This window comes from Arsukibacterium sp. UBA3155 (genome assembly GCA_002364615.1).
In the GTDB taxonomy this organism is placed as follows: Bacteria; Pseudomonadota; Gammaproteobacteria; order Enterobacterales; family Alteromonadaceae; genus Alishewanella.
In genome coordinates, this window is the sequence record DEYP01000023.1 from 119,878 (window position 1) to 146,407 (window position 26,530).

The 26,530-nt window shown below is 42.3% G+C and carries 28 protein-coding genes; 17 read left to right on the forward strand and 11 right to left on the reverse strand.

The annotated features are described in order from the left end of the window. The first annotated feature begins 81 nt into the window (after positions 1 to 81). The gene (locus B2X65_RS11140; RefSeq protein WP_349678710.1) at positions 82 to 258 is read left to right on the forward strand and encodes a hypothetical protein; all 177 of its coding nucleotides are present in this window, start codon (positions 82 to 84) and stop codon (positions 256 to 258) included. 353 nt (positions 259 to 611) lie between these two features. Here B2X65_RS11140 and B2X65_RS11145 read toward each other — a convergent pair whose 3' ends face one another. Beyond that, entirely contained in the window at positions 612 to 929 is a 318-nt protein-coding gene (locus B2X65_RS11145; RefSeq protein WP_290612604.1) for a helix-turn-helix domain-containing protein, read from the reverse strand. Positions 930 to 1,073: 144 nt separating this feature from the next. On the opposite strand from B2X65_RS11145, the gene B2X65_RS11150 reads away from it, so the two are divergent. Together B2X65_RS11150 and B2X65_RS11155 are read left to right on the forward strand one after the other, a co-directional pair. After that, the gene (locus tag B2X65_RS11150; RefSeq protein ID WP_290612605.1) at positions 1,074 to 1,565 is read left to right on the forward strand and encodes a hypothetical protein; all 492 of its coding nucleotides are present in this window, start codon (positions 1,074 to 1,076) and stop codon (positions 1,563 to 1,565) included. Next, positions 1,556 to 2,923 carry a DEAD/DEAH box helicase gene (locus B2X65_RS11155; protein ID WP_290612606.1) on the forward strand — a complete coding sequence of 456 codons (1,368 nt, stop codon included), beginning with the start codon at positions 1,556 to 1,558 and terminating at the stop codon, positions 2,921 to 2,923. The genes B2X65_RS11150 and B2X65_RS11155 overlap by 10 nt, the downstream gene beginning before the upstream one ends. A gap of 230 nt (positions 2,924 to 3,153) precedes the next feature. Here the strand turns inward: B2X65_RS11155 and B2X65_RS11160 are convergent, their stop codons facing one another. Then, positions 3,154 to 3,354, reverse strand: a complete 201-nt coding sequence (locus B2X65_RS11160) for a hypothetical protein (protein ID WP_290612607.1) — start codon at positions 3,352 to 3,354, stop codon at positions 3,154 to 3,156. A gap of 159 nt (positions 3,355 to 3,513) precedes the next feature. Between B2X65_RS11160 and B2X65_RS11165 the strand changes: the two genes are divergently transcribed. The 5 genes from B2X65_RS11165 to B2X65_RS11185 all read left to right on the forward strand — a co-directional run bounded on the left by B2X65_RS11165 (position 3,514) and on the right by B2X65_RS11185 (position 8,911). After that, the gene (locus B2X65_RS11165) at positions 3,514 to 4,233 is read left to right on the forward strand and encodes an AHH domain-containing protein (protein ID WP_290612608.1); all 720 of its coding nucleotides are present in this window, start codon (positions 3,514 to 3,516) and stop codon (positions 4,231 to 4,233) included. Then, positions 4,233 to 4,826: a hypothetical protein gene (locus tag B2X65_RS11170; RefSeq protein WP_290612609.1), complete on the forward strand. Its 594-nt coding sequence runs from the start codon at positions 4,233 to 4,235 to the stop codon at positions 4,824 to 4,826. The genes B2X65_RS11165 and B2X65_RS11170 overlap by 1 nt, the downstream gene beginning before the upstream one ends. A gap of 593 nt (positions 4,827 to 5,419) precedes the next feature. Beyond that, positions 5,420 to 6,427, forward strand: coding sequence for a PIN domain-containing protein (locus tag B2X65_RS11175; protein ID WP_290612610.1), 1,008 nt, complete (start codon positions 5,420 to 5,422; stop codon positions 6,425 to 6,427). Positions 6,428 to 6,489: 62 nt separating this feature from the next. Continuing rightward, on the forward strand, positions 6,490 to 7,602 hold the full coding sequence (locus B2X65_RS11180; protein WP_290612611.1) for a HEPN domain-containing protein: 1,113 nt from the start codon (positions 6,490 to 6,492) through the stop codon (positions 7,600 to 7,602). A 208-nt stretch (positions 7,603 to 7,810) separates the two neighbouring features. Then, the gene (locus B2X65_RS11185; RefSeq protein ID WP_290612612.1) at positions 7,811 to 8,911 is read left to right on the forward strand and encodes a PIN domain-containing protein; all 1,101 of its coding nucleotides are present in this window, start codon (positions 7,811 to 7,813) and stop codon (positions 8,909 to 8,911) included. A 19-nt stretch (positions 8,912 to 8,930) separates the two neighbouring features. On the opposite strand, the gene B2X65_RS11190 is transcribed toward B2X65_RS11185, so the two are convergent. Genes B2X65_RS11190 through B2X65_RS11200 form a run of 3 tightly spaced genes read right to left on the reverse strand, consistent with a single transcriptional unit; the run spans position 8,931 to position 10,685 of the window. Continuing rightward, positions 8,931 to 9,734 carry an ImmA/IrrE family metallo-endopeptidase gene (locus B2X65_RS11190; RefSeq protein WP_290612613.1) on the reverse strand — a complete coding sequence of 268 codons (804 nt, stop codon included), beginning with the start codon at positions 9,732 to 9,734 and terminating at the stop codon, positions 8,931 to 8,933. Next, positions 9,715 to 10,146, reverse strand: a complete 432-nt coding sequence (locus B2X65_RS11195) for a hypothetical protein (protein ID WP_290612614.1) — start codon at positions 10,144 to 10,146, stop codon at positions 9,715 to 9,717. Before B2X65_RS11195 ends, B2X65_RS11190 begins: the two co-directional genes overlap by 20 nt. Then, positions 10,143 to 10,685, reverse strand: coding sequence for a hypothetical protein (locus tag B2X65_RS11200; protein WP_290612615.1), 543 nt, complete (start codon positions 10,683 to 10,685; stop codon positions 10,143 to 10,145). Before B2X65_RS11200 ends, B2X65_RS11195 begins: the two co-directional genes overlap by 4 nt. 228 nt (positions 10,686 to 10,913) lie before the next feature. Between B2X65_RS11200 and B2X65_RS11205 the strand changes: the two genes are divergently transcribed. From B2X65_RS11205 to B2X65_RS11230, 6 genes are all read left to right on the forward strand, one after another. Further along, on the forward strand, positions 10,914 to 11,279 hold the full coding sequence (locus B2X65_RS11205) for a metal-dependent hydrolase (RefSeq protein WP_290612616.1): 366 nt from the start codon (positions 10,914 to 10,916) through the stop codon (positions 11,277 to 11,279). Between the two features lie 12 nt (positions 11,280 to 11,291). Further along, positions 11,292 to 12,539 carry a nucleotidyltransferase domain-containing protein gene (locus tag B2X65_RS11210; protein WP_290612617.1) on the forward strand — a complete coding sequence of 416 codons (1,248 nt, stop codon included), beginning with the start codon at positions 11,292 to 11,294 and terminating at the stop codon, positions 12,537 to 12,539. Beyond that, complete coding sequence (locus tag B2X65_RS11215; protein WP_290612618.1) at positions 12,529 to 13,020, forward strand: hypothetical protein; 492 nt, start codon at positions 12,529 to 12,531, stop codon at positions 13,018 to 13,020. Before B2X65_RS11210 ends, B2X65_RS11215 begins: the two co-directional genes overlap by 11 nt. After that, on the forward strand, positions 13,017 to 14,120 hold the full coding sequence (locus B2X65_RS11220) for an SAVED domain-containing protein (protein ID WP_290612619.1): 1,104 nt from the start codon (positions 13,017 to 13,019) through the stop codon (positions 14,118 to 14,120). The genes B2X65_RS11215 and B2X65_RS11220 overlap by 4 nt, the downstream gene beginning before the upstream one ends. Before the next feature lie 322 nt (positions 14,121 to 14,442). Next, entirely contained in the window at positions 14,443 to 15,030 is a 588-nt protein-coding gene (locus tag B2X65_RS11225) for a hypothetical protein (RefSeq protein WP_290612620.1), read from the forward strand. 30 nt (positions 15,031 to 15,060) lie between these two features. Further along, positions 15,061 to 15,690: a hypothetical protein gene (locus tag B2X65_RS11230; RefSeq protein ID WP_290612621.1), complete on the forward strand. Its 630-nt coding sequence runs from the start codon at positions 15,061 to 15,063 to the stop codon at positions 15,688 to 15,690. Between the two features lie 138 nt (positions 15,691 to 15,828). Here B2X65_RS11230 and parS read toward each other — a convergent pair whose 3' ends face one another. The 6 genes from parS to B2X65_RS11260 form a co-directional block, all read right to left on the reverse strand. Then, the gene (gene parS, locus B2X65_RS11235) at positions 15,829 to 16,272 is read right to left on the reverse strand and encodes a type II toxin-antitoxin system Xre/ParS family antitoxin (protein ID WP_290612622.1); all 444 of its coding nucleotides are present in this window, start codon (positions 16,270 to 16,272) and stop codon (positions 15,829 to 15,831) included. 126 nt (positions 16,273 to 16,398) lie between these two features. Next, on the reverse strand, positions 16,399 to 16,608 hold the full coding sequence (locus B2X65_RS11240; protein ID WP_290612623.1) for an antitoxin Xre/MbcA/ParS toxin-binding domain-containing protein: 210 nt from the start codon (positions 16,606 to 16,608) through the stop codon (positions 16,399 to 16,401). Between the two features lie 450 nt (positions 16,609 to 17,058). Beyond that, entirely contained in the window at positions 17,059 to 18,363 is a 1,305-nt protein-coding gene (locus B2X65_RS11245) for a competence protein CoiA family protein (RefSeq protein ID WP_290612624.1), read from the reverse strand. 173 nt (positions 18,364 to 18,536) lie between these two features. Next, the gene (gene hsdR / locus B2X65_RS11250) at positions 18,537 to 21,077 is read right to left on the reverse strand and encodes an EcoAI/FtnUII family type I restriction enzme subunit R (RefSeq protein ID WP_290612625.1); all 2,541 of its coding nucleotides are present in this window, start codon (positions 21,075 to 21,077) and stop codon (positions 18,537 to 18,539) included. Then, the gene (locus tag B2X65_RS11255) at positions 21,074 to 22,276 is read right to left on the reverse strand and encodes a restriction endonuclease subunit S (RefSeq protein ID WP_290612626.1); all 1,203 of its coding nucleotides are present in this window, start codon (positions 22,274 to 22,276) and stop codon (positions 21,074 to 21,076) included. Before B2X65_RS11255 ends, hsdR begins: the two co-directional genes overlap by 4 nt. After that, positions 22,273 to 23,739 carry an N-6 DNA methylase gene (locus tag B2X65_RS11260; RefSeq protein ID WP_290612627.1) on the reverse strand — a complete coding sequence of 489 codons (1,467 nt, stop codon included), beginning with the start codon at positions 23,737 to 23,739 and terminating at the stop codon, positions 22,273 to 22,275. The genes B2X65_RS11255 and B2X65_RS11260 overlap by 4 nt, the downstream gene beginning before the upstream one ends. 380 nt (positions 23,740 to 24,119) lie before the next feature. Between B2X65_RS11260 and B2X65_RS11265 the strand changes: the two genes are divergently transcribed. From B2X65_RS11265 to B2X65_RS11275, 3 genes are all read left to right on the forward strand, one after another. Next, positions 24,120 to 24,266 carry a hypothetical protein gene (locus B2X65_RS11265; protein WP_290612628.1) on the forward strand — a complete coding sequence of 49 codons (147 nt, stop codon included), beginning with the start codon at positions 24,120 to 24,122 and terminating at the stop codon, positions 24,264 to 24,266. Positions 24,267 to 24,307: 41 nt separating this feature from the next. Beyond that, the gene (locus B2X65_RS11270) at positions 24,308 to 24,973 is read left to right on the forward strand and encodes a hypothetical protein (RefSeq protein ID WP_290612629.1); all 666 of its coding nucleotides are present in this window, start codon (positions 24,308 to 24,310) and stop codon (positions 24,971 to 24,973) included. Between the two features lie 458 nt (positions 24,974 to 25,431). Continuing rightward, positions 25,432 to 26,530, forward strand: a 1,099-nt coding sequence (locus B2X65_RS11275) for a hypothetical protein (protein ID WP_290612630.1), incomplete at its 3' end; no start/stop codon positions are given.

The following is a 26,530-nucleotide window of genomic DNA, read 5'->3' on the forward strand; positions in this document are numbered from 1 at the left end:
AATCCTTCGACTTCGCTGCCCCGGTGGCAGGCGAAGTATGATACGAAATATAAGAAGCAGGATGAATTGTCTACTTTGTGCATGAAAAAATCCAATCTGATTACACGGGAAGGCTACGATATTCTGGAGCGGGAGCTGCGTTACCTGTGGAAAGAAGAGCGACCACGGGTGACTACGCAGGTGTCAGAGGCGGCAGCGCTGGGGGATCGCTCTGAAAATGCAGAGTGGTCAGTAGTTCTACTGTATTCATACTATTAGCGCTGCAGGCATTGAAATTAATAGCTTTAAAATTAGTACTAATACTATTTACATGTACTATTTAATTTATGCGTGCTACGTAGTAGTTACAGCAATCAGTCTACTTGAAAGTGGTTTAGCGAGTTTTTCCTCGACACCTCATACATCCGAAAGCCTCTGAAAATATTTAACTACTAGAATGACGATTGAAGTTTTATGCGAAAGATCTTAAAGGATCGCATTTTCATCCATATTTTTCATAAAATATTAAACTGTCACCTGTAACAGGAAGCCATTTTAAATATGGTTGAGACTAACGGGGATAGTCATGACCAAGTCATGTCTTTCATCAAAGCATGTCAGCAAGAATATATTTAATCTTTCACATCAGTTTTTTGACGAATAGCTGCTAGCAGTTTCTCCTGTTCTGACTCAGGCATATCGACGAAAAGCTTTACTAATTCAGCCATTTTATCAGATGAGCAGAAAAAATATGCAACCGGGACACCAAGTTCTTCGGCAATTTTCTCAAGCGTTCCAAAGTCAGGGACTCTTTTTCCTTTCTCGTATTGGTTCATGCGTGAGCTAGCTACTGTTAGCTCAAAACCAACCCGCAGGCCAAGTTGACGCTGAGGAATTTTCTTAGCAACACGAGCTTCTTTAATACGTTTTGGTATTGGTGAATTAGACACTTATTAATCATTTGGCAAATCCTACGGTATTTAAGATTGTGGGGGTTTTTCCTTTTATGTAATACTAACGTTTTGTGAGACCTCTGAGAAGTGTGTTTGGTTTCCTTTTCAGAAATTCATCTTTAGCAAGTTTTGGAGGCAAATGTGGTACGTGCTAAAAGTGTTAGTGTGGATGTGATGCAAATCGTTACTACATATTTTCAAGACGGTTGTTATGTCTCTCAAGTAGTAGAAAAGTATAAAGAAATTTATCCAGAGTTAACTCAAAAGCAGGCAAGAGTTAAGGTTGATAAGTCTTTAAGATTTCAAGAGAAGAAAGGGTATTTACAATCAACTCTCGACGAAGGAGAAAAGCGTCGTTACACAATAACCAGTTCTGGTCCTGCTACCTCTCCAGCTTTAAACAGACCATCTCAGCAAACTATTGATAAGCTTCGGCAGCAATGTAAACAGTTTAAAATAGATGCAATGACTACCCATATCGAATGGCAATATTTGAAAGAACTCCAGAAAAATCCTGAGCTTAATGTGGAAGCCGATGCACTTGCGAAAGAAGCAGAGGTTAAAACGATGGAGCTCACAGGAAAATACTCGGCACTTGAAAAAATACTCGGAAAATTTAATTCATGCGTTTAAGAGATTGGCAATCAGAATGTGCGTCAAAAGCGCTTGAGGCCTTTAACAGTGGTAACCGTAATTTCTTTGTCGTTGCATCACCTGGTAGCGGAAAGACGTTTATGGCAGCAGAGGTTGCGGCCAGACTTCTAAAGCAAGGTGTCGTAGATTTAGTACTTTGTTTATCGCCTTCTGCAGAAGTGAGAGACGGTATATTCAGAACTTTTAATCTGCGTATTCCGGACTGTTTCCATAGGGGTATTGGCGCTTCCGGGTATTCATTAACATATCAAAGGCTTTTGGCGTTAGATGACAGCTTTTTAGAACCCGCAAAACGCAAACGTTTGTTAGTCATATGTGATGAAATTCATCATTGCAGTGGCGGTGGCGCCACGGTTCCGAACGCTTGGGGAAGTAAAATACTTAATCAAATATTGGAGCTGGCAACATTTACACTTTGTATGTCAGGAACGCCATGGCGAACAGACCAATTCCCTATCGCTTTAGCCAAATATGACGACAACAATGAACTGATCATAGATTATCAGTATAGTTTGAAGCGGGCCGTCACTGATAAAGTGTGCCGTCAGCCTGTAATCTGCCTTATTGATAACGATGCATGCAAGATTAAACAGCAAAGCTACAACTCAATACACGAGGCTCTGACAAAAACTGACCTTATGTACCAACACATTTTGAATAACGAACATGCTCTAAAACATATCTTGCAAAGCAGTATTGATAAGCTTATGGCTATTAGGCTGGTAACGCGCGATGCCGGCGGTTTAGTGGTAGCGCATTCAATTGAGCATGCCAGAAAAATCAAAAAAATTCTTGAGAAAGACTTTCAGCAAACTGTTGAGTTGGTGACCTATCGGGAGAAAAATCCACAACAGATCATTGAGATTTTTCGACGGAGTGATACGCCTTGGATTGTCAGCGTCGGTATGATTGCAGAAGGTACTGACATACCGCGGTTACAAGTCTGCTGTCATATTACGACGGTAAGAACAGAGATGTATTTTAGACAAATACTTGGCAGAGTTTTACGAGCACGTCCCACAGACAATGCTTTTGAGGGCTTCTTATACACTTTTGCTGAACCCCAGTTAAAAATTTATGCAGAACGGATCCAGAGTGAATTGCCGGATTACGAGGTTTTGATGGACGTAATTGCCAAGAGGTATTTCGACAATAATACTAAGTGGCTCAATGGATCTGAAAAACAAAGCATACTAGGGATTAATATTGATAGTGAAATTACCGAAGTCAGTGAAGTTGGTATAAATAGCCGAGGCACAGAGATGTCCTCAAATTTTCACTGGGATTTCACTGGTTCATTCAGAGAGCAGATCATTAAATCCTTCGCTCAAATTTGAAGTTGTGATACTGGTATTGCGACAGTATTTAATGAGTTTTTGAGGGCAAAAATAAACATGCTAAGTTCCTATAAAAGGCAAATATGTGTGAGCTGTCACACTTTAATCTTTCTATAAAAATCGACAAAAGTACCGGATCAATGAAGATCGTCAAGGATATGATTGTTGCTGAAAATTCATTGCTCGCATTAAAGATTTTTTTAACTTTAGGATCTGGTCGTCCACGAGTTTTAATTATGCGCGTAAATTTTATCAAGCATCTCGCCAACGCAAACCATCGCATCACGATAGGCTGAAAACGGTTGTCCAAGCTGATACCACTGGTTACATCGATATCCAGGTATCAGCACAATGATGCGATTAGACGTTGTGGTCTTCTTAAGTTTTGCCAATGTTGATAAGTCGTGGCCTACCTCTCTCCATTCACTCATAAGCGCGACCGCTTGCTTCTCTGATACTGATGAATATTCCATATTCAGCCCTAAAGGTTAATTTATGGTAAAATTTAGGTGTTAATATAGTTGATGTAAAGGGTGTTTGAATTTAATATCGCTGTAAATTCAGTAAGAGTCGCAGGAGCAATCATCAGCATGAAGCCGAGCCAACCAATTCAATATGTGAGTTTTCCACGACCTGTTCGACCTGAGAACCCATCGCCACTTGATATGATCATTTATCAGTACGAGCTCAAAGCCAGTGAGTTTCATAACGGCAGAAACAGCCAGGCTGCAGCTAACGAGACAACAAAGCAGAGGGCTGAGCGCATAGCTAAGCGGGATAAAGATTGGCAACACTTGCGTTTGGAGCGCCGTAAAATTGCTGCTCACATTATGTACCAGGAAAATCTGACGGCTTATCGTAAATCAAACGAGTCGAAGTCTGTACGTGAACTGGCAACCGAAAAACATCACCCAACAAAAATGTTGGCCAGAAACTTACTTGCCGTTGGTGAGCCTAAACCAACACCAATTCATGAGGCTCACCATATCATCCCGGGATCCGGCAAACATCGAAAAGATCTGATTATTAGGAGTCGCCTGAATCTGCATGCCTTTGGTATTGGTATCAATGACCCGCTAAATGGTATCTGGCTGCGTAACTTTGCTAAAAACACCGCTGATGACTGGGCTACACCTGAATCGCCGGCACACAGACCAATTCATACCTACAACTATGAAACTTGGATTGCTTCGAAGTTTTCAAACGATAATCTGCCGGAGCGAGTATTCTTGTCACGGTTGCAAACCGTAAAGCGTGAACTTCGTACGGGGGAGCATCCAGCTGATATTCTTGAAAGGAAAGCCGGCTGATGGAAGATGAAGTAATGGAAAAGACAATAACAGTGTATCGACTAAAGCCTGTCGCAAATTCTTATGAAGTCCCCGAGCTGGATTTATTTGGGTTCGCTGACATCCTTGGCGATGATGATTTATCATTAGTACGGCGCCAACCCAGAACCAACGAAAGTTTACTGGATAAATGGACCCCTTCGAGGTGTGAGCTGGCTCCGGAATACCAGCAAGGTTTAACAGTACCGGATGTGTCCTTTTGGGGCTCATACTTACTGTTGTCGGAAGAGGCCTATAACGCCTTTAAAACCCTACTTGTTGATGTTGGTGAGTTTCTGGCTCTACAGGTCGGCTATATGCAGATGTACATCTTTGTCCCGCTGCATTTTGCACAAGAGGACACCTCGAAAACCTTACGTCACTACGAAGACGGGTTTGAGTGTGGTGTTGAAACATTGGTATTTGAGCAGTCATCATTGGCAGACAAGCCAGTATTTAAGTCAGAAATGTATGGCACTCATGGCCTGTTTGTAACAGATAAATTTAAAGTGATTTACGTTAAACACAACTTTACTGGTGTCGAGTTTGACGAGCATTTAGCTGGTATTTTCTAGCGATTAACTTGAACGAGTTGGCAAAGGTGCCCTGTGTACTATTGGGCGCGGCACTTCAACAACCTAACTCGGTTTTAAATCGGCAACTTGGTACTCATAAGTATCTGTGCCGGTGCTGGCAAATTACGAACTGCCTTTTGTTGATACTTAGTTGCCCTTACTTCAACGGAAGAGTATGATTTTTCTGAGGGCTTTGGCATATCACTGCGATTGCAGACCACCAAAGACATGTGATGAACCCAAGCCACAAGCTTGGGTTTTTTCATTTATCGTTAATAAAAAAATCGATGACACAGCTGCTTTGTGCCAAAAGCGGACATTCCTAATCTTCGTTATGCTTTGATTGCTGAAAAAATGTACTGTTCGCATCTGGACGCCGCCAGCGTTTATTAGACGGATGAACCTGTACTTGTAGCTTACGCAGATATCAGCTGTACCTATAAGTCATTGTAAGTTTTAAAGAAGCGGTGTAGTGTTCTATACATTAAATTTACAAGGCAGGTTGACCCATATTTAACTACGGATCGACCCGCCGAATCAGCGTTAACTTGAGTCGGCTGCAGTGACGAGAGATAAACCGGAATAAGGGCTATATGAACTACATCTTCCTCGATACATGTGTCTTGCTGGATGTTTCCACGAAGAGGGGTGATCTCCCCCTCGTATCTGCACTAGAGGAATTGGTGGGCTCAAACAGGGTGAAACTGGTCTTAGCCGATCTGGTTATTGAAGAGTATGAACGAAATAAAGAGAGTGTGGCGAGGAAAACTGCTCAACGATTGTCTCAAGAGTTCAAACAGGTCAAAGCTGTGGTATATGAGTTTGCTGGTGAAAAGCAAGCCGAGACCATGGAAGTTCTAAATGATATCAATGCAAGATTGCCGCTTTTGACTGAAGCGAACTACGCAACGATCCATAGAGTCGAAAGGTTAATTGAATCCGCAAAGATCCTTCCAATTAGTGACCGTTCTAAAGTCGCCGCCGTTCAACGTGGGATTGAAAAAAGAGCTCCGTTTCATATCAGCAAAAACTCTGTCGCGGATGCTGTCATCATTGAACAGTTTTTTGAATTTGTGAGCAGCCTCAACAGTAACCATGATACTTGCAGTTTTGTTACCCATAATCACAGTGACTTTTCCTCGAAAGATCATCGAAAGCCGCATGCGGATTTTGACGAGATCTTCTCAATCTCGAACTCTTTATACTTCAACAATCTAGCTTCAGCTATCGATCATATTGATCCAGAATCGCTCGCTGAATTCGAGTTTGAGCACGATTTTACAGAAGAAACCCGGGGTTTGAGAGAAATGTTGGACGCTATGGATGAGCTGGTTGATAAAGTCTGGTACAACCGCCACCAAAATCGTATGTGGGGTATTGAACATGGTGAAATTGAAGTCATACCTGAAGGAACCGAGCGCTATGGCTCAAATGTAATTCATGAGCATATCCTAGAAGGTGCTATCAAGTCCGCCGCATGCGTGGAAGGAAAATATGAAGACACAGGTCCATGGAGTGACTTTGAGTGGGGAATGATCAATGGCAAGTTATCGGCACTGCGCTGGGTGTTAGGTGACGAATGGGATATGTTAGACACCTGAAGTTAACAAAGCATTCCAACAGACAGGCCGTTGAATGCGGCGTTATAACTAAGGAAGGTGCGATGACTTTACCTAAAAATAGAACAGATATCACTAAATTATTAATATCGACACCCTCTCACTTTGTTGGGGAATATGAGAATGATATTTTTCGACTAGTTAGAGCAAACCAAAACATGCGAGTTAGTCGATACGCTCCTCGGACTGACGAAAGAATATACAGAGAATATATAGAAATAACTGTAGAAACGCCTGAATGCAAAAAAGAAACAATTGTAATTCCAGATTACAGTCAAATTGGTGAAAATTTCTGTATAGCTTTATCTGTATTATATGGAAAGCGGTTCGACTTTCATGGGCTAATACAACAACATGGTTGGCCTTATATTCCACTCATTGAATCAAGCCATCAGATCTGTAATACAAACCTGTCTTTTAATAGTACTGCTGAAAGAGTGGATTATAAGATTGAGCTTAATTTAGAAAATGTTAGGCTTATTGAGAACGTTCTTTTTCAGCATGACTCTGAAACCACTGATGCTCAATCGACATTTTGGTATGCAGGGCGCTTTTATATCCAAGCAATTAGGGTTGTTGAGGAAAGTCCTGAAGTAGCTTTCCTCAGCTTAATTACAGCAGGCGAAATTATAGCATCATACTTTGAATATCCAGTGGAAGATTTGCTCGATCAGAGCGCTAAAAAGCTACTAATTGATCTTAACGAGCTAGGTGAACTTGGGAGAAAATTACACAAGCAAGTTGCGCCGAAGTTAACGGGGATATCTGAAGCGTTTTGTAAGTGCATTCTTGATTGTTTAGATAAAGATTTCTTCAGCAGATCAGAAGCTGTTAACGATTTCGAAAAACTTACTGAGTTAGATATAAAACAGAGATTAAAGGCTGCATATAATTTACGAAGCAAATACGTTCACGCTGGAAAGCTTCCTTCATCTTGGATGGCAGTGAATTATCTAAATGATAACCAAGAGGTAATACATGGGGACCCTGTTATAGGCGACAAAGACATGCAGAAATCTATTAAGCGGTCACCAACATTTATCGGTCTGGAAAGGATAGTTAGATATTCGTTGATAAAATTTCTTATAAAAACCAAAGTTATAGAAAGTGAAATTGAAATCTATAACAAGTCAGGCCAAGGGATACCGCAAAGCTGAACTCCTGCTTGATGTGGTAATGTCCGTTTTTCGCTCTGTACTGACGTCAATCTGGCAACGTTGGGTTGCTTAGTGGCACAAGCAGACATTGGTATGAACTCGTAACTTGCCGGATTTTTTGTAATAAATATGACTCTGGCTGGCTAACAAATTGGTTATGCCATTATTCTTGTGGCAAAACTTACACCATGTGTTCAAGGCATTGATTATGGAATTGCAAACAAGGCTAGTGTTTATCGATACAAACGCTTTTGAAAAGAAAAACTATCAATTTGGGCAACACTCTCTTGGTCGTCTGCAAGAACTAATTGAAGATAAGAAAATCCATTTGCTTATTACTGATGTGACAAAGAAAGAGATTGACGCCCATCTCAAACGCAAATCTGAAGAAGCAGCTTTTCTAATAAAGAAGATTCAAAAAGATGCTATGTTCCTAAGAAATACACCCGACCTTGATTGCTATGGCATTTTCACAAAGGTTACAAGTGATGATATTTACGCAGTTATCAGTGAAAAATTTGATGATTTCGTCGAAAACGGATACGTGGAAACTGTTGATGTAAGTACTGTTAACCCTCAAGTTGTATTCGATGCTTATTTCAACAACCGTCCTCCCTTTGGCAAAGAATCAAAAAAGCACGAGTTTCCTGATGCATTCGCGCTGGAAGCTATTAAACAGGTGAGTTTGGCGAGAGGGCATTCTGCCTACATCGTTAGTGATGATGGCGATATGAGATCAATCTGTGAGCAAGAAGATAACTTCATTCATATTGAAAACGTCGATGACCTAATTGACTTGATTGTTCGAAGCGACAATGTATACGAAGAGCCAGCAAAATTCGCTGATGAAGTTTTCGAACAGCTCCTAGATCAGATTAAAGCTGTCGCTCTTCAAGCTCTCCAGGAAGGAGAGTTTAATTATGAAAAAGCAGATCTTTATGATGAGATTATCAACTCTATAGAAATTAACTATGTGAATGTTGAAAAGAAAAATTTACTAAATGTTGACGCCGAGTGGGCTGAGTACGAAGTTGAGTTTGAGGTAGTGGTTACAGCAGATTATTTAGTATCAGATTATGACCGCTCACCTTGGGACGCAGAGGAAAAAAAGTACGTATTTGTCTTGAATAATGAGGTCACCTTAAAGCACAAAGAAAAATATTTTGCTCATCTTATTCTCGACTACGATGGCGGGCTAAAAGCTAAAGCATACATTGAAGAATTAAACTTCCAAGATACGTATTTCGAGTTGACTGATGATGGCTCCGAAGTCATTAGCTTCAAAGAACTAGATATCAACGGTGAGTGACACTACTAATAACGTCCATTTAAATACCCTCCTTGCTATTGATACACTGCCAAATAGGCTCTTCATCTTCCCACCAAACCAAACTTATAAACATGTCGTCATGGTACTGGAAGGCGTGTTCATGAACTGTTGCATCATCCGCCCAATCTTCTCTGCACCACACGCTGCCATCTACTTCACCAGCGCTAGATTTAATACCATTTAATATCAAATCATGAATCTTCGATCCTTCTGGCGCGGTATTGGTAGGAAAGAAGCTTCCAGGCAAAGTACTATTTTTGTGGAACAGATACCTGCTTCCATCTTTACGATAGATAACAAAGTGGCCCATGTGATGATCGCTGGTAATAACACGACGCATGGTCATCATGAAGCTTGTGTCGAAGGCTGACTTAACTGAACTCATTAAGTCTAAGTCAAGGCGACTACCAGCCAAATGATCTTTTAACAAGTAACTAGGCACAAGTAGTTCAGACGCATAGCTATTTGCAATGTTTTCACGATGCTTAGATACACCGCTAGGATTTTCCATATCACTGTGTGAGCACAAGTTGCCGACTTTCCCACGGTCTTTGAACCAATGGCCGAGCTCATGTCCAACAGAAAATCGTTTTCTCGGTGTATCGCTGGCTGAATTGACAGTGATAGTCGCTTTGTCTCCAGCGCCAATGATCATTGCCTCGCAACCATTCAGAGGTCTTTCTAATACAATTGCCTGATGTTCATATGCTATTGCTTCAATATCTATTTCTTTTGGCTCTGAAATAGCAAATTCGTCTATGTATAACGATTCGACAAAATCCTTAATCGCCTTTATCGTCAACTTTAATCACTCCCATAGCTATCAAGTTTGCAACGATTTGATTTGCATCTTCATCTTTGAATTCTTTGCCTTCTCGAAATGCCAATGTAAGGTTTTCAGGCAATTTTTGTTGCATTAAAAGTTCAATAAGAACCTCCTTAGCATCTTTTCCTTTTTTCGCCAAATAGCCCATTACATCGACTGTTTCATGTTTTTTCTTTTCAGCTTCTAACTTTGCTCTGGCTTCCGTAAGTCTCGCTTTTTTGTTTTGCTGTTTGCACTCTTTCACACGATGCAGCAAACGCGCTTGAGTCGTCTTAATTTCATCAGAAGTTAGCTTGTATTCAGCCATAAGCTCACTAACGTGAGCGTTGGCAATATGCTCGATCATGATATCGTCGAGTAAATTGTTCATCTCTTTGTTAGCCATCATCCAGCCTCCTTTAGGTACTTTTGTCCATTCCTTACAATACGCCTACGAGTCGTGTCGTAGGCAGTTTCATCACCGGCAAAGACTGACTTCACGATTTCCGATTTATTCTGGCCTTCTTGTGTAGCGGCCAAAAACCTCATAGCACCATCATCCTGACTAAAGATACTCATCAAAATTCCCCATCTTGGGTCGGTATCGTCTTCATTATCATCAGTGATATCGGCAATTGTTTCGCTGTAACCATCAATTGATTCTGAGTGTTTGAAAATCTTTTCTTGATTTCGTTCAGCCATTCCGTTGCAGATACTCCGAATCACATTAGCAATTGTGACTGTAAGAGGGATATCTTTCGGCACATGCCTTGTGTCGTCGAGAATGCGTACTAATGCTTCGTTGAATACTTCTTCAGCTTCAACTGTCAGTCCTGCTTTTCTTATGAGGCACTTAGAAAATATTGTCATTCTTGTAAGTACCTCATCAGTATTTGACTCCAGCGCCTGCAAAATCTCATCGACCGTGTAGTAGTCGTAGTCCTTCATTTGCTACTCCCTAAGACGGACAAAAATAAATTTCTGGACATTATCCAGTTTTAAAGCTGAGTTCTGCCTTATTAGATGTAGGGCAAAACTGCACGTTTGGATTTTACCCATTAATTTGGATAAAAATAATTTTCTGAACAATGTCCAGTTTCTGACCAGCGTTCCGCCTTAATACATAGGACAGAACTGAAAATTTAGATGTTACCGAATTAATAAGGATAAAAACATATGCCAAACGCAAAGACGCACATGTTGCTTGGTGGGGGAGTGAGCGTAACTGCCGCTTTACTTGATAAGAATAAGCACCCAGTTAGCCATCATATTGCCATTGTTCCTGTTGTTGGAGCCGTCATGGGAAAATTGCCAGACATTTTAGAGCCTGCATTTCATTCTAATCACAGACAGTTTCTTCATGGTGTGACCGTACTGACGTTACTTTCCGCTGGATTGCTGAAAGCTTATTGGTGGTCGCCAGAAGAGCCGTCCGAAAAACTTATCAGGGGGTTAATGTTGATAGGTGGGGTAGCTTACCTAAGTCACTTAATATGTGATGCATCAACACCAAAAGGCCTTCCTTTGCTTGGAAAACTTTGATGGAGGTAGGCCATGACCACGCTATTTACTAATGCCCGTGCTCTAAGCGAGCACAAAAAATCCATGTTGGTGGAGATGTTGGACTCGGTGTTTGACAATCTCGACCTGAATAAAACACAGAGAGAGCGAATTGAGACAGCCTATAAAGCTGTTGGTAATTATCTGGCGAGCTGCGACCATCCCCTACTGAAAGATGTTCAGATATACCCTCAGGGATCCATGAGGTTGCGAACGACAAATAAGCCGCTATCTCAGGAAGAGTTTGACGTAGATCTAATTCTGTTTTTGCCACATGCAAGTTACGCGACACGAGACGAAATTGTTGAAGTGGTTAAGCAACATCTATTGGATAAGGATGTATACAAAGACCTAGTGGAAGATCTGCCAAGGGGTCTGCGGATTAACTACAAGGGCGATTACCACTTAGACATTACGCCTGCGAAGGAATATAACCTACCGAGCTTGCAAGGCCATCCTTTGTGGATTGTTGATAAGCATACTGGCTTCAAAGAGTCCAACCCGGAAGGGATGGCTCAAGGGTTTGATGAAGCCTGTTCCATGCTGCCGGTAATACGCAGAAGGCACGTGTTTCTTGAGGCTTTGAATAAATCCGTTACGGAATTACCTGATCAGTCAAAGAAGAAGCCGCTTAATCGGATTATTCAAATTTTGAAACGCCATCGAGACGTTTGGTCTCAGCAGGACGGAAATCTTCACGCTGATTTCAGACCAATCTCTGTGATAATCACGATGTTAGCCAGTTTAGCTTATGTCGAAGTCGTGAAGTCTGGAAAAGAATACGACAACGAGTTTGACTTAATCCTGGACGTTATCGAACTGATGCCTCTACATATTGAGAGCAATTTTGATGAGATCCTTATTACAAACCCCACAATGAGACCGGAAAATTACGCTGAAAAATGGAATCGTGTCGAAAGGCTAGAGGGACAAAAATACCGGAAGGCATTTTATACTTGGCACCAGGCCGCAGTCGATACGTTTGAGCGTCTGGCGGGTGCAAACAACCAAGGTATGGATAACGTTTTCGCGGCACTGTCCGGTGCATTTGGACAAAGGCCGGTACTTGCGGCCAAAGACCAAATTATCAAAGCTGTTAATGCGAATAGAGACAATGGAAATCTGAGCGTTGCGCTGGGTACAGGAGCGATAACAGCAGCCATCGCTGGGAAGACACATGCAGCTTCGCGAGTTGTTACTCCAGTCGTGCCGGTTAAAAGGAATCAGTTCTATGGGGACTGATCCTTCGTTTTTAAGGCGATTGGAGCAGCCAATAATTGGTATACGCGAACAATACTTGGCTCTGAAGCAGTTTTGCCCCGGAACAGTTGTAATTTCCGATAATGACAAAACGGTGCAATGGGAGGGCATGCTTCAGCCATTGTCATTTTCTAGGGAGTACCGAGTAGTTATCCGGTATACCCTCAGCCATCCTCCCGTATGCGTCGTTATAGATCCTGATTTATCAACCTTGGCTCAAGGCCGAAAAATACCTCATATCTATCGGAATCAGACAGGTATTAGGGGCACTCAACTCTGTCTCTACTTACCTGTGGTCAAACAAAAAAACAAAGTCAGCGAATGGCAACCAACCATGTTCTTGGCAAACACGATTCTGCCGTGGGCTTCGATGTGGTTAGTGTACTTTGAGTTTTGGTTATCCAGCGGTGAATGGGACGGCGGTGGTGTTGAACATGATGTGATTGAAGAGAGCGGAAGATGAAAATAGCTATCAGTTATTTTATTGAAAAAGCCGCAGATTGGTTGTTTAGGAAGCGTTCACCGGCATTGAAGGTTTTCAGGGCCGGGGTCTACTTGTTACCTCTGACGTTGGCCGGGAGTTGGGCAGTATCGATTATGTACAAAGATGCAGAGAGAACCTTGTCGTTGGGATATCAATCTTCAAGTACTGCGCAGTTTATTATAGGTATTTGTTTATTCGTTGAAATCGGGTTGATTGTGTTCGGAGCGGCCTGGGAATACCAGCGCTATCGGGACGAAAAAAAGCGGAACGACAAAAAGAAAAGCATAGTCATCGAACAGCGAGGCTTGGTTGATACATCGGATTCACCATTGAGTGAGTTTATAAAAAACAAATGCTCATGGCAGGTCGAATCAATTGTTAATGACATCCGGGAAAAGGTTACTGACAACGTAATCACTAGACCTGATGTGGCGTTAGCCAGAGTTAATAACTTGAAAATGAGTCTGTCTGAGAAGACGGCTCAGTCAGCTGCGTCTGATATTTCAATCGCCTATGGTGGAGTATTTCCAGTTCCGTTTACGTTTTATACCGGTTACCTGCTGGATGATGAAAGCCAAATCTCTGTTTTTGACTGGGACAGAGATGTTGGGGACTGGCGAGGACTGGATGGCGTTGACGACGGAGAACAGTTCAGTATTGAACCATCATTGATCAAAAGTAGTTCTGTTGTACTCGCGATCTCAGTTTCTTATCCCGTTGATAGGCAGGCAATTGCTTCTGTTTTCACTGGCTTGCCGGTTCACTACTTATCACTGCCATTGCTTGACAGAAACAACCACTGGTCGAAAGAAAAGCAAGATCGGCTGAGTGGGGAGTTTTTGGAGTATTGCAAGAAATTGCTTGGGCAAGGGGTCGAGCACATACATTTAGTGCTGGCTTCACAAAACAGTGTTGCCTTCAGATTTGGACAGGCCTATGACAAGCGTAATCTGCCCAGTGTTTCAGTTTATCAATACGAACATCACCAACCAGTGAGATATCCCTGGTGCTTACTTATTCCCCATAAAGTAGGTGAGATACCGGCAGTCGTTCAAACCGAATTCAAACATGTTGCTTGATGTTTAACCGTGGAAAAGGAGTTAATTATGACTAACAAAAAGCAAAGTTGACGTCTGTGTGCCAATAGCGGTCATTCCGTGCATTGCCCCAGATTATACGCGCTGTGATTATCTCCAGTTTCTATCTGGATGTCGCTAATGCTTATTAGACGAGTTAGCCCTTTTTGTAGCTTACTCAAATATTAGCTGTACCCATAAGTTATTGTAACTTTTAAAGATGCGGTGTAATGTTCTGTACATTAAATTTACAAATATAGGTTAACCCGTGTTTAAGTGCGCGGGTCGAGCCGCCGAATAAGCGTTAGCAGTACAAGGAGTTCACATGGATATATTTATGTCCGTTATTAATACTGTAATTTTGGTAGCACTTTTTTGGTATCAAAAGAATAAAAATAAAGTTCTTGTTGACAGAATTTCAGAGCAATCGAATTTGCTTAATGAGACAAAAGATGTTGTCTTGAATCAAGCTCAGGCTATAGAAAGTCAAAAGAGAGTTGTTGAAACAGCCTTACAATACACGAGCAACTTCGATGTAAGTAAAGTGGAGAGTATTATCAAGCGAGAAATAGAGCTTGATTACAAAGAAAAAATTCAAGAGCAGGAAACAAAAATCTCTCATCAAGAACAAAAACTTGGAAAAGCGACTGAGGCCATGAAAAAAGTAATAATGGAATCAACTAAAGAACTAACCGCATCTTATATAGTTCCTTTGTCTTCTGAGATTTATAGCTTAATGTTAACCGCGCCTCGTGAAAAAAGAGAGCAAGTACTTTCAAAACTACCAGAATCTATTGCTGAAACAATGAGGTCGTCATTAGTTGATTTTGACAAGAATAGCCCTCTGCTTTTGACCGGACTACTTAGTACTAACAATATAATACAACCGACCACTAACGCATCGGCTGATTAAAGCCATACGTGGCATACGGAGGTGTAACCATTGAGTACATATCCTCAGAGAGTTGCAGATAATATACTACCTCTGTCGGTGGCTGGGTCCCTTCCTGAGGCATTCATTGAGTGGTACTTCACGGAAAACATAGAAGACCACGAAATAGCCGACGAAGATTGTGAGCTATGTGACCAAGAACAACTTCGGTATCACTTCGAGATAAAGAACAGGCACACCAATCATCGTTTATGGGTCGGTTCAAGCTGTATACTGAAGTTCCACGTTCAGGTGTTCGACAACGGTACTTTGTTGGACGAAAAAGGCTCAGCTAAGAAGCTGGAAGACCTTAAGAGGAAAATGAGGCTCGACTCGTGCATCAAAGCTCTTAGGAAGCTGGCCGCATCTGAGAATAACGATATACTTTCAAACGCACTGGACTTTTACCTTAAAAATAAGTACTTAACCCCAAAGTTTGCTTTCGTGGTGTTTTGGCGCCTCAATAGCAACAAAATTGACCATAGTCCTTCATTCTTCAAGGTAAGCTTGAAAAAGGATAAGTACAAAACAGATTTGGCACAGATGCCTCTGGATCGAGTTCATATGATTTGGCCTGCATTATCGAGTAGTCAAAGGAAGCTAGCAGTTTCTTATGGACACACACCGCCAATTAGCACGTAACAAAGCCAATCACGGCGGCGGCTTTTTCGTTGCGGCTTCGCCTCCACTACAAAGCCGCGCGTGTTGGCTGCGTTATTTCCTCTTAACGCTCAAAGCGGAATTAGAGTTTATCCCAAACGCAACAATATGCTGCCTAAGTTAGGAATGGACACCGAACTCGAGCCGGGTAATTAGATTTAAGACGGCTATGGTGTCTGCGGTTGTTTGAAGCATTTCAATTGGTTGCTTTTGCCCGAGCGCAGGTACTGATGTTTGCATCCATTGGGCTGCTGATTTTCGGTTACCTTCAAAAAGATCTGTTGCGCGGTCTGTCACTTGGATAAGACAAAAGATACGATCGCTCTCTTCACGGGTGAAATGACCATGTTTTCGTCGGCGTGCTAGCGTCGTATTGGTAATACCAAGCGACTGTGCTACTAAAGCCGGGCCTAAACCAATAATGTTCGCTACATTGGACAGCAACTCAACGTTAAAACCTGACTTTACCATCGCTCTAACCCTGGCATCTTCATTTGGCAGTTTAAGTTCTGCCCAAATATTCTTAGGAGCGTGAGCTGTTAGGTATTTACGGGGTTCCGTCATGCTGTTCCTTTAAAAGTAATTCTCTACCATAGGATTTAATATTCAGTCTTAAGGTGCGAGAAAACAATATTCGCGACAAACGTTATTTGCAACGTTACATCCGCTATTGGCTCTGAATGCAAAACTTTAAGCCATATCCCCAAACTGCATCTCTTGCAGCACTTTAAACAGTTCTTCGCGTTTTTCGTCTGTAACAAGCAAACTGCGGGGGCATTGGCCGTTTAACCGGGGGATTGGCGTATCGAGCCACTCGTTTATCTGAGCTGAGTCGTTATTAAAAATGACTTTTAGCTTATGCTCGAGCTGCAGTTCTGAACAAGTTTGTTTTTTTTGCATGTACTTGCCTTAAATACCCGCAATGGATTGCTGTTTTGCTGAGTGCCGATCAAAACTATGCCTTGATTGGTATATATCCGGGGAGCCTTTTTATCCCGCTCACGGGCTGGGGGAACGTAGCTCCGGCATCACCACCCCAGTTACCTGGTCCCGGTCAGTGGTGACGAACGAATTATAAGTTCAAATGAAGACAGTTTAATACCAGTTTTTTGCTATCTTCGATTTACGTTGCTATTGGTAAATCGCGCTAGATCTTTGATGATCGGGCTTTTTAAAAGATTTTTTAAGTTCTATTCATCTGTCACAGGTAACAGTTATATCAGGTTTGCATGTCACTTCGATATGTCGTACCTATTTGATTTTTATTAGGTTACTCACTGACATGAAATGCTGCACAACCCCAGTAATGAGCGTCAATAAGTTGAGCTTTTCTGGTTTCAGGTGAAATCATCACCTCGACTGGATTTCTTTTAGCTCCCGGTGCAGTTTTGCTATTTCTTGCTGATAAAAGTCTTTATTCTTCAAAATGCCTGATATTTCTTCTTCCAGGCGCATTTTCTTTTCATTGATTTTACTGAACTCTTCAGTACATATTTGAATTTTTCTTTCATGAAGCTCTTCATGCGTTGCCTGATTTATAAGCTTTTCACGTATTGCCTCTACATCGCTAAGCAACAATCCGGCATGACGAAAATCATTGTCTATAATAGCGATGGCATGAATGGAATCGACGAGCTCTTGCCATTGCTGCTCTATAAGCTTGTCTTGCTCAACCAGGTGCCTCCGGTTTTTTTTGTCCAATGCAGACAATTCCCGCTCTTGCTTGAGGAAAGATAACTGTCTGTCGCTGAGGTTCTTCTCTGCTTGCTCCAGCTCTCTTTCACGCCGGAGCAGCTGAGTGTTCACCATGTCAGGATCACGGTGCATTTCATTAATTTGATGCAATCTTTGCTGCTGATTTACCACTTCGAACCGAACCTCAGCGAGGGAGTCCATTAATCCGACTATTTTCTGGAGTTCCGACTTCCTCTTCTCCAAATCTTTATTAGATTTTTCCAGTTTCCTATTGTTGGCAGTGAGCTCCCGCAAGGTTTTTTCAGCTTTCTTTATCTCGCCTTTAATCTCAATAGCCTCGGACCTTAGCCTTGCCATAGCTTTCTGACCAATAGGCGTAAGTGGGCTCAATGAAAGCCAGTAAATTGAGGAGTCGCTGTCCGGGTTAAATAAAACGTTCGCTAATGCGTCATCAAGGTTATCTGATTCCCTGAGCCCAGCCAGGTTAAACTCTGCAGCAGATAAATGGTGCTGCCTGTAATGCTTTATTTTTTCATCTTCAGCAAAATGGGTAACCGCTATCTCAATCAGGTATTGTGCACCGTCCATACTTACGATCAAATCCGGCTTTTTTCCCAAATGGAATTTTTCAACTTTTACATCGGTGATTGAGAACAACTCAAAGGCAGAGCGATCATATTTTGACACGTGCAGTGGCAGGGCAACCTGCAATCGTTCTTCAATTAAATGCTTGGCCCGGATATGAAGCTCTGTCTCTAACGCAAACTTGCATATTGCATCACCACTGTTCTGATGAGCAAAGTGGTGAGCCCTTTCATCTCCTATCCTTGCGATCAGCGATTGGCCACAGCTAGGGCAAGTACAATCGCAAGCAAGGCCTCTTTTGAGCCCGTGAGAATCAATATTTGTCAAAGCACCTTGTGCATTCAAGGCCCACTGCATTTTTACTACACTGGACAAGCTAACTTCCTTAAATGATTGATTACATATTGCTACTCAGTCTTGGTGATAGTCGTCACTAGTCTAATTCAGACATTACCTGTACAGCCCTAGCGCGATCTCCAACTTAGTCTTGCAAAGCTCACTTTCCCCTCCTGAGACACTATGAAATTCTCTGTGTAGGAGCGCGTTTACTACCTTTCATACAAATGCCGCTGAAAGCCAATAAATGTCTCGCGTATGGCGGCAGTAGTGCCCAGCTCTTTTACTGCGTCGCCAATGGTATGGTATTTCAGTTCAATTAAGCTGCGCATTTTGCTGGTGGAAAGCTCTGCTACGCCGTCTTCAACGTACTTGCTAAGGACGAAATCGATAAATTGTTGCTGTTTATCATTACTAAACGCGGCTTTAATTCCTGGTTTGGCCACCGCAGCACGTTGATCACGGCTCTTGGCTTCACTGGCATAGGCGATATAACGCAGCACATCGTAAACGTCGCTGTCTTTGGCGTCGATTAGCTCTTTCATGCCATCCAGCTTTTCTTCGTCGTAGCCGGCTTCTGAGAGGCTATAAAGCAGCTTTTCTCTGGTTGCGGGATCGCTCCAAATCTCGCGTAGCTGATCTTCGTTCTCGAAATACTGTGGTAAGTCTGAAAACAGCCGTTCAACAAATTCTTTCGCGGTAATCGGTTTATCGCCAAACCAATACATGACCGATGAGATATGTTTTATTTGCCGGGTTTTGCCATCACTAAGTTCTATGGTAATTTTCTCGGTTTTTTGGCAAATACAAGGTGTGCTGTTACATACCTGGCATTCGATCGGCTCACAACTGCATGGCGCGGTACCACAAACAATACAGGCTGGCTTTTCACACTCACAAGGCTCGCTTTTACATTGTGCACAAGGCTCTTTTGGGCATCCGCATGGGCTAAAGCCACAAATGCTACACGGTACTTTTTCGCAGCTGCAAGGCGTGTTACCACATACTTCACACACATTTTCTGGTGGCAGCGGCTCGCCGTCCCATTCTGGATCAGCAAAGTTGTGATGCGCTTTTACAAAATCATAAATAGTGAAGTAGTCTTTGCCTTCATACATGCGCGTGCCGCGGCCAACAATTTGCTTGAACTCGATCATGTTATTACAGGGGCGCATCAGTACGATATTCCGCACATTGCGGGCATCCACGCCGGTAGACAGCTTGCGCGAAGTGGTTAGCACTGTCGGAATGGTCTTTTCGTTATCTTGGAATATTTTCAGGTCATTTTCACCGGCTGCACCGTCTTTGGCTGTTACGCGTACGCAATAGTTGATGTTGGTTGTCCAGCCTTTCTTTCTTGCATACTGGTTGATGAAATCGCGCACCATGCCGGCATGTTCCTGGGTGGCACAAAACACCAGAGTTTTTTCATGGGGTTTAAATAAATCCATCCAATACTGCACACGCTTTTGTTCACGCGCCGGGATAGTAATAATGCGGTTAAAGTCACCTTCTTTGTATAACTTGCCTGGCTCTGGCTCACCTCGCACGACAACACCATCACCCGGGGTATAGACATACTCGTCCATCGTGCCCACAGTAGGGTAAACCTTAAACGGGGTTAAGAAGCCGTCGTTGATGCCTTGCTTCAGCGTATAGCTGTAAACCGGTTCACCAAAGTAGTTGTAGGTATCAACGTTGTCTGTGCGCTTGGGTGTGGCGGTTAAACCCAGTTGTACCGCAGGAGAGAAGTGATTAAGAATGTTGCGCCAGTTGCCTTCATCATTTGCGCCGCCGCGGTGACACTCGTCAATAATAATCAGGTCAAAGAAATCTGGCGGGTAGTCACCAAAATAAGGCGTTTCATTACCTTCCGCATCTTTGGGGCCACTCATAAAGGTTTGGAAAATAGTAAAAAACACACTGGCATTTTTAGGCACTGAGCCTTTTTTGCGTATTTCATCCGGATTAATACGCACTAAGGCGTCTTCACCAAAGGGACCAAAGTCATTAAATGCCTGATTGGCTAATATGTTGCGATCGGCTAAAAACAAAATACGCGGCCGGCGCTTGGCTAACTCCGGGTTTTTCTGCGCAGTTAAGCTCCAACGGCTTTGGAATAACTTCCAGGCGGTTTGAAAGGCAATACAGGTTTTACCGGTACCAGTAGCCAAGGTAAGTAGTATTTTTTGCTTGCCTTCGGCAATGGCTTCCAACGCATTATTAATGGCGTTTTCCTGATAATAACGCGGCTGCCAGTCACCTTTTAACTCAAACGGAATAGTAGCAAAGCGCTCACGCCAAACCTTTTTGTAATCGGGTGCGGTTTTATCTTGAGCGGTAAAGGTAAGCGACCATAGCTCATCCGGGGATAAATACCGCTCTACTAATTGCTCTTCACCAGAAACCATATCAATCTGATAAATGTCATGGCCGTTAGTGGCATAGGCCAACCGGCATTGCAGGCGCTGGGCATAATCTTTCGCCTGGCGCACACCTTCTGTGTAACTTAGCGCTTCTTTTTTTGCTTCGATTGCAGCCAGTTTGCGACCTTTATATACCAACACGTAATCGCTGTTCACTGGTTGGCTACGTTTGCCACCAGTAAGAATACGCCCCGGACAAATCACTTCCCGTCGAATAAAGCTCGCCTCTGCCTGACCCCAACCATCAAGTTTTAACTGCGGATCAATTAAATCAGCACGGGTATCGGCTTCGTTGCGGCTGGCTTTATTCGTCGGGATAAATGTCATGCAGCAATTCCTTCACTTTTAGTTAGTTCGCCGGCAAAGGCTTTTTGAAGGATGGATTTTTTCAGCTCGTCTAGAGCTTTTATCTTTCGAGTATATAAACTCAGCAGTTGATTTGTTCTTTCTCGTATTAAATAAATATCTTTAGATATCGATTCGACAATATCACTCGGAGGAATAGGGATCGGAAAGGCCCTTAAATCTTTGATTGATAAATTTGGTTGCATCAACTCATTGACATTGCTTTTGACATAATCAGTCGCAATTCTTGTAGATAAGAAAGCCTGTAAAATTTCCTTGGGAATTACTTTCTCATTAGCCTGAATCACAGCAACTCGCTGGTTTACTAGGGCTCCATCGTAACTTGCGGGCACAGTTGCAACTTTTAGACCCGAAGAGATAATTGTACGAGTAAGTGCAATGACTATATCACCTTCATTTGCCCTATAACGACTATATTCTTTGCTGAATTCCATTGGTAGAAAATTGTCACTATCTTCAATAAATTCATAGACTCCTACATTTGTTATTTTTATAGATTTTACTTGATGCTGTGAAGAAAAATCACTACTGCTAAAAGCATATCCATTCACAATGTTTGATACTTTTTCAAGTTCAACTATATTCCACCCCTCACCACGCTGGCTAAACACCTTCTGCAAGTAACTATCAAGCAACTCACGGGTGTTTTTCAGGTTGGTTTCAGCGGTAGCGCGCGCTTGGTCAATATCGGCAAAGGCTTGGTCGAGAATGGCGACGATGCGTTTTTGTTCTGGAATAGACGGCATCCATAAAGGGCAATTTAAAATATTCTCTTTTCTCAGGTTTGTTTGGTTTTCTCCGTTATTGAATGCCAATAGATATGGATGGCGATTTAATTGGTAAAATAAAAACTTAAGATCAAAATTGTTCGTCCGTATAACGCATATTCGTTGATTTAGAGAATATGAATTGTCTCTATCGACTAAGAAGCATTTAGCCAATGTCTTTCCGTTTGGAACATCACTCATTACTAAGCAGATATCGCCTTTGTATAAAGGGAAAATAACTTCATTAGTTAACTTATACGATGCGCCCTCCGATGAAACAAATTTAGAGTTAATAACCTTTATATTGCCTGATTCAGATATCGCATTTTCATGTGCTTTGCCATTATAAAAACTGCAAACTTCGCCAAGAGAAAATGTTTGGGCCTTACTCATAAAAGCTCCTTAATATTAGCAAGCAGTGTCTCACTTTCTCTATCCAACGCGATTATCTCTTCAATGATATCTTTTGGTTCACGCAGAGAAGTGTCTTCTTTGGCATTAGGGTTTTTAACTGATAAATCCCAGGTGCTGCTATCCAAAGTGCTGATGGCTAATGACCAAGAGTTATCAGAGTCAGCAAAGCCGGTCTGAAGTTGAACAAACTCTTTTAAATCATTGTCATTTAGGGGGTTGGTTTTACCCATATTACGGCCAACATTTAGCGCGTAACACCATATATTTTGTGTCGGTTCACCTTTGGTAAAAAACAATACAACGGTTTTTACACCTGCCCCAATGAATGTGCCTGATGGCATATCAAGAATCGTATGCAAGTTACAGTTTTCTAAAAGCTCTTTGCGCAGAGCTATGGATGCATTATCGGTATTGGACAGAAAGGTATTTTTAATCACAACGGCTGCGCGGCCACCGGGTTTGAGTGACTTAATAAAATGCTGCAAAAATAGATAAGCAGTTTCACCGGTTTTAATCGGGAAGTTTTGCTGCACCTCTGTCCGCTCTTTGCCACCAAAAGGCGGGTTTGCCAGAATGATATCGTGTTGCCTGTTAGGGGTAATGTCCTGCAGGTTTTCCGCCAAGGTGTTGGTGTGAACAACGTTAGGCGCCTCTATGCCGTGCAAAATCATATTCATGATAGCGATTACATAGGCCAGCGACTTCTTTTCTTTGGCGTAGAAGGTGCTTTCTTGCAGTATCGTTAAGTCGTTGGATTTAAGTTGGCGTTTTTCTGCGCCGCCTTGACGCAAATAATCAAAAGCTTCACACAAAAAACCGGCCGAACCGGCTGCGGGGTCGTAGATGGTTTCACCAATTTTTGGTTTAATCACGTCTATCATGGCGCGAATTAAGGGGCGAGGGGTGTAGTATTCGCCACCGTTACGCCCGGCATTACCCATGTTTTTAATTTTTACTTCGTACAGATGCGACAGCTCGTGCTTGGCTTCTTGTGAGCGAAATTGCAGTTCATCCACTTTTTCCAGCGCATCACGTAGTGAGTAACCGCTCTGGATTTTGTTTTTTATCTCACCAAATATCTCACCAATCTTGTACTCAATAGTGTTAGGGCTTTGGGCCCGTTGTTTAAAGCCTTTGAGGTAAGGGAATAACTCACCGTCAACATACTCCATTAGATCATCACCGGTTAAGGCGTTGTCATGGTCAAAACTGCCATCAGCCTTTTTAGGCGCTGCCCATTTGCTCCAGCGGTGCGCTTCGTCAATGATGTAGCTGTATTCCTGCTCCATCAATTCCGCTTCCTGCGATTTAGCAAACTCCAGGTCGTCAAGATACTTTAAAAACAGCATCCAGGAGGTTTGTTCGGTGTAGTCCAGTTCACTGGAGCAGCCAGCGTCTTTATGCAGTATGTCGTCGATATTCTTAAAGGTTTGTTCAAACATTCGTATTTACTTCCTGATAGGCCGTCGCCTATAAATTCATCTCAAATCTGTAATAGCGTTTGCGCTTTAAGTTTACCGCAGTGCGGTGCAGCGCATTTGGATAAGCATCATAACTCTTAAACGGAGTTGGATTTTCTATATAAATGAATTTACGGTGTATTAAACATAGGGGCAAGCAGATTTATGGCTGTGAATTAACATGTGTACATTTAAAGAGAACAATGGTTATTCCAATACATCTTTATACTGAATAAGATGGCTTTTGTTGCGGTGTTTTGAAATTATCTTCAGATATCACTGTTTATCACTGAAGTATCAATTGTGAAGTTCTGCTCCGTTGTTAGCATTAACTCTGACATTAACCACCAAGGAGCAACACCATGACAAAGAAAAGTAACCACAACGCTGATATGCCAAACGCCAATAAAGGCACACCAGGCACTAACACCACTAATGCAAAAAATCAGGGAAACAGGGGGTGGCAAATGAACCCTCAAAACCCGCAAAATAGTGGTAAGAAGAAATAATCGTTAACGGGGGGCTTTGGCCCCCTTTCGAAAGGGAAGCTATGGACTCAGCAGTAAAAAGTAAAAACGCTAAAAAAAAGCCATTTAAGTGGACCAGGGAGCTGGTAAAAATGGCACTGAACGATGGCTGGACTCAACTCGAGATTGCTGATAAATGTCGCACCCAGCAATCCATCGTTAGTGCATGGAAAAGAGGCAGTAAACAGGGAACAGAGGAGCAATTGCTACCTTTGCTGAATATTTATGGCCACAAACTGCGGCGCAACGCCTACAAAGTGTATTGGTCTTTGAATACTGAAACTTTGGAAAAGACCTTTTACCGGGTTGAAGGTAAGGTAATATTCGCACAGGCATTTTGCGATCCAAGAAGGGATAAAAGCGGCAAACTTGTAAAAAAAATCCCTGAATACAAGTTGGTTGTTCATCATCAAGGAGCAGACCAGTATCTAGTTGTTCATCAGAGTAGGATCAAGTTTACTAATTCTAAGCAAGAAATTGAGAACCAGGTTGAAGACGCTATCTGGAGTTCCAAAATTCTTGAAACGCTAACGTCAAACGATCTAATACGTTTTGTCGATAACTACGCTGTTGAGAGTTTAAATAACTATCCCAGTGATGCCCAAACGCTTCCTTTTCTTATAAGACAGGCATTAATACATCACGGCGTGCCAGTTGAGGGTGTGATTGAGTATCCGGCGGCCTGGTAGTATTATAATCAGACCCAATATAGGTTTGAGCACCTTTAAGCTCAATGTTGGGCATTAAGTCCTTAAATTGCGCACCTTAAATCAGGTAGCCCCGTGCTGAGCCAATTGCTCTCACGGCGCAAAGCAATTTCGGTATTCATGGATGCGGCTTTGTAACAAGGCTAGGAGAAAAGGCAACTGACTATCCGAAACGCCTTCATGATAAATGGGAATGGGGTGGGATGACACCCAAGCCGTCAGATATGTGGCCGCTTGGGTGTTTTTAAAATATAACGTTTGCAAACCAGCTTCACTCACGCCAACATGAGCCTACGCTCGACCTCCAGAGGGCTTGCAAGCTAATGGAGCTTAAATAAAACACCATCAGCGACCCTGGTCGGGAATTGGGTACGCCAGCACAATTAAGCCAGACCTTTGTTGGTTTTCAAAAGTTTCTGTATGAAAGGTAGTGCAAGAAAATGAATGGATTACTGGCCATCCTGGCTATCTTAATTTCTGCGTTTGCGATACTTCCTGAGGAAAAAAGGTTAGACCTGACTTTAAGAATTAGTAAGAAATATTTATTTTTTTCTAGTTTGCCTGTTTTAACAATTTTAATTGTCGTTTATTCGCCAGTGATACTTAAAACTGGTCTGTTAGAACCTGTGCCGTGGATTTGGGGATTCAGTGAGGATCTTTTAGTTTCTTTGTGTCTGATATTTGTTTTGATCTTTTGTGGGGTAAAAGTTGCTGGCTCTAAGTTACCGTCATCAAGTTTTGGCAGATGGGACAGAGTGTCGCTGCAGTATTTACGTAGCAAAAAATTTCATGAGTTAGGTTATGTTTTTGATAAATACCACGTCCAGTTATTCAAGTCTGTAGAAAATGACAAATGGTATGTTCGCGCTCATAACTGGTTAATGCCTAAGTCGGTAATTTTTTCTGCGTTAGAAAAACCTAACGCTCCTTTTTATAAGCCCGCAGTAGATAAAATTAGACGCATTTTGGCTCGGCCTTTTCCACATAGCTGCAAGGAACAGGAACTGATTAGAAAATCGGTTTCGCGACTGTTGAAATCACGAGCATTTGTGGATTTTTTGGCAGAAACTCACCCTATGGTTGCCACCAAGGCTACTTTATTAAGGCTTAATGACAGCGAGGAGTATATTTCTTCATTTTTTACATCGCTAATTGCTCACCCTGGTAGCGTCCTATATCGCGAGCTGCGGGACAATCAAAATTGTTCATATACAGGTGAGTACTATCTTGATGAGAGTAATGAGCTACTAAACTTCTATCTCTCAGATATTTCAAACGCACAGTATGTTAGGATATGGAAACCAATCGCTGATTACGTTATCGATTATATAAAGCAACAAGGAGAACCTGATAACTTCTACAACAAGCCTAATGAAGGTTTTTCTGAAAGTGACGCCCGCTGGGATAGCCCCATCTATGTTGGGAGCTTGTTTTTTGAGGTAATGGTTTCTCGTGCTATTTTTCAGCGAATTGATCACCACATGTGGCTCATGTATGTTGACGATTTCTTAGAGGCAACTCTTGAAAGAATAGAGCGTT

Excerpts from the sequence above, each read along its gene's own strand:
- B2X65_RS11205 (WP_290612616.1), top strand. The coding sequence starts at position 10,914 with ATGCCAAACGCAAAGACGCACATGTTGCTTGGTGGGGGAGTGAGCGTA.
- B2X65_RS11160 (WP_290612607.1), bottom strand. The coding sequence starts at position 3,354 with ATGAGTGAATGGAGAGAGGTAGGCCACGACTTATCAACATTGGCAAAA.
- B2X65_RS11195 (WP_290612614.1), bottom strand. The coding sequence starts at position 10,146 with ATGATGGCTAACAAAGAGATGAACAATTTACTCGACGATATCATGATC.
- B2X65_RS11270 (WP_290612629.1), top strand. The coding sequence starts at position 24,308 with ATGGACTCAGCAGTAAAAAGTAAAAACGCTAAAAAAAAGCCATTTAAG.
- B2X65_RS11265 (WP_290612628.1), top strand. The coding sequence starts at position 24,120 with ATGACAAAGAAAAGTAACCACAACGCTGATATGCCAAACGCCAATAAA.
- B2X65_RS11225 (WP_290612620.1), top strand. The coding sequence starts at position 14,443 with ATGGATATATTTATGTCCGTTATTAATACTGTAATTTTGGTAGCACTT.
- B2X65_RS11260 (WP_290612627.1), bottom strand. The coding sequence starts at position 23,739 with ATGTTTGAACAAACCTTTAAGAATATCGACGACATACTGCATAAAGAC.
- B2X65_RS11170 (WP_290612609.1), top strand. The coding sequence starts at position 4,233 with ATGGAAGATGAAGTAATGGAAAAGACAATAACAGTGTATCGACTAAAG.
- B2X65_RS11240 (WP_290612623.1), bottom strand. The coding sequence starts at position 16,608 with ATGCAAAAAAAACAAACTTGTTCAGAACTGCAGCTCGAGCATAAGCTA.
- B2X65_RS11140 (WP_349678710.1), top strand. The coding sequence starts at position 82 with ATGAAAAAATCCAATCTGATTACACGGGAAGGCTACGATATTCTGGAG.
- B2X65_RS11180 (WP_290612611.1), top strand. The coding sequence starts at position 6,490 with ATGACTTTACCTAAAAATAGAACAGATATCACTAAATTATTAATATCG.
- B2X65_RS11210 (WP_290612617.1), top strand. The coding sequence starts at position 11,292 with ATGACCACGCTATTTACTAATGCCCGTGCTCTAAGCGAGCACAAAAAA.
- B2X65_RS11155 (WP_290612606.1), top strand. The coding sequence starts at position 1,556 with ATGCGTTTAAGAGATTGGCAATCAGAATGTGCGTCAAAAGCGCTTGAG.
- parS (WP_290612622.1), bottom strand. The coding sequence starts at position 16,272 with ATGACGGAACCCCGTAAATACCTAACAGCTCACGCTCCTAAGAATATT.
- B2X65_RS11200 (WP_290612615.1), bottom strand. The coding sequence starts at position 10,685 with ATGAAGGACTACGACTACTACACGGTCGATGAGATTTTGCAGGCGCTG.
- B2X65_RS11215 (WP_290612618.1), top strand. The coding sequence starts at position 12,529 with ATGGGGACTGATCCTTCGTTTTTAAGGCGATTGGAGCAGCCAATAATT.
- B2X65_RS11175 (WP_290612610.1), top strand. The coding sequence starts at position 5,420 with ATGAACTACATCTTCCTCGATACATGTGTCTTGCTGGATGTTTCCACG.
- B2X65_RS11185 (WP_290612612.1), top strand. The coding sequence starts at position 7,811 with ATGGAATTGCAAACAAGGCTAGTGTTTATCGATACAAACGCTTTTGAA.
- B2X65_RS11220 (WP_290612619.1), top strand. The coding sequence starts at position 13,017 with ATGAAAATAGCTATCAGTTATTTTATTGAAAAAGCCGCAGATTGGTTG.
- B2X65_RS11165 (WP_290612608.1), top strand. The coding sequence starts at position 3,514 with ATGAAGCCGAGCCAACCAATTCAATATGTGAGTTTTCCACGACCTGTT.
- hsdR (WP_290612625.1), bottom strand. The coding sequence starts at position 21,077 with ATGACATTTATCCCGACGAATAAAGCCAGCCGCAACGAAGCCGATACC.
- B2X65_RS11255 (WP_290612626.1), bottom strand. The coding sequence starts at position 22,276 with ATGAGTAAGGCCCAAACATTTTCTCTTGGCGAAGTTTGCAGTTTTTAT.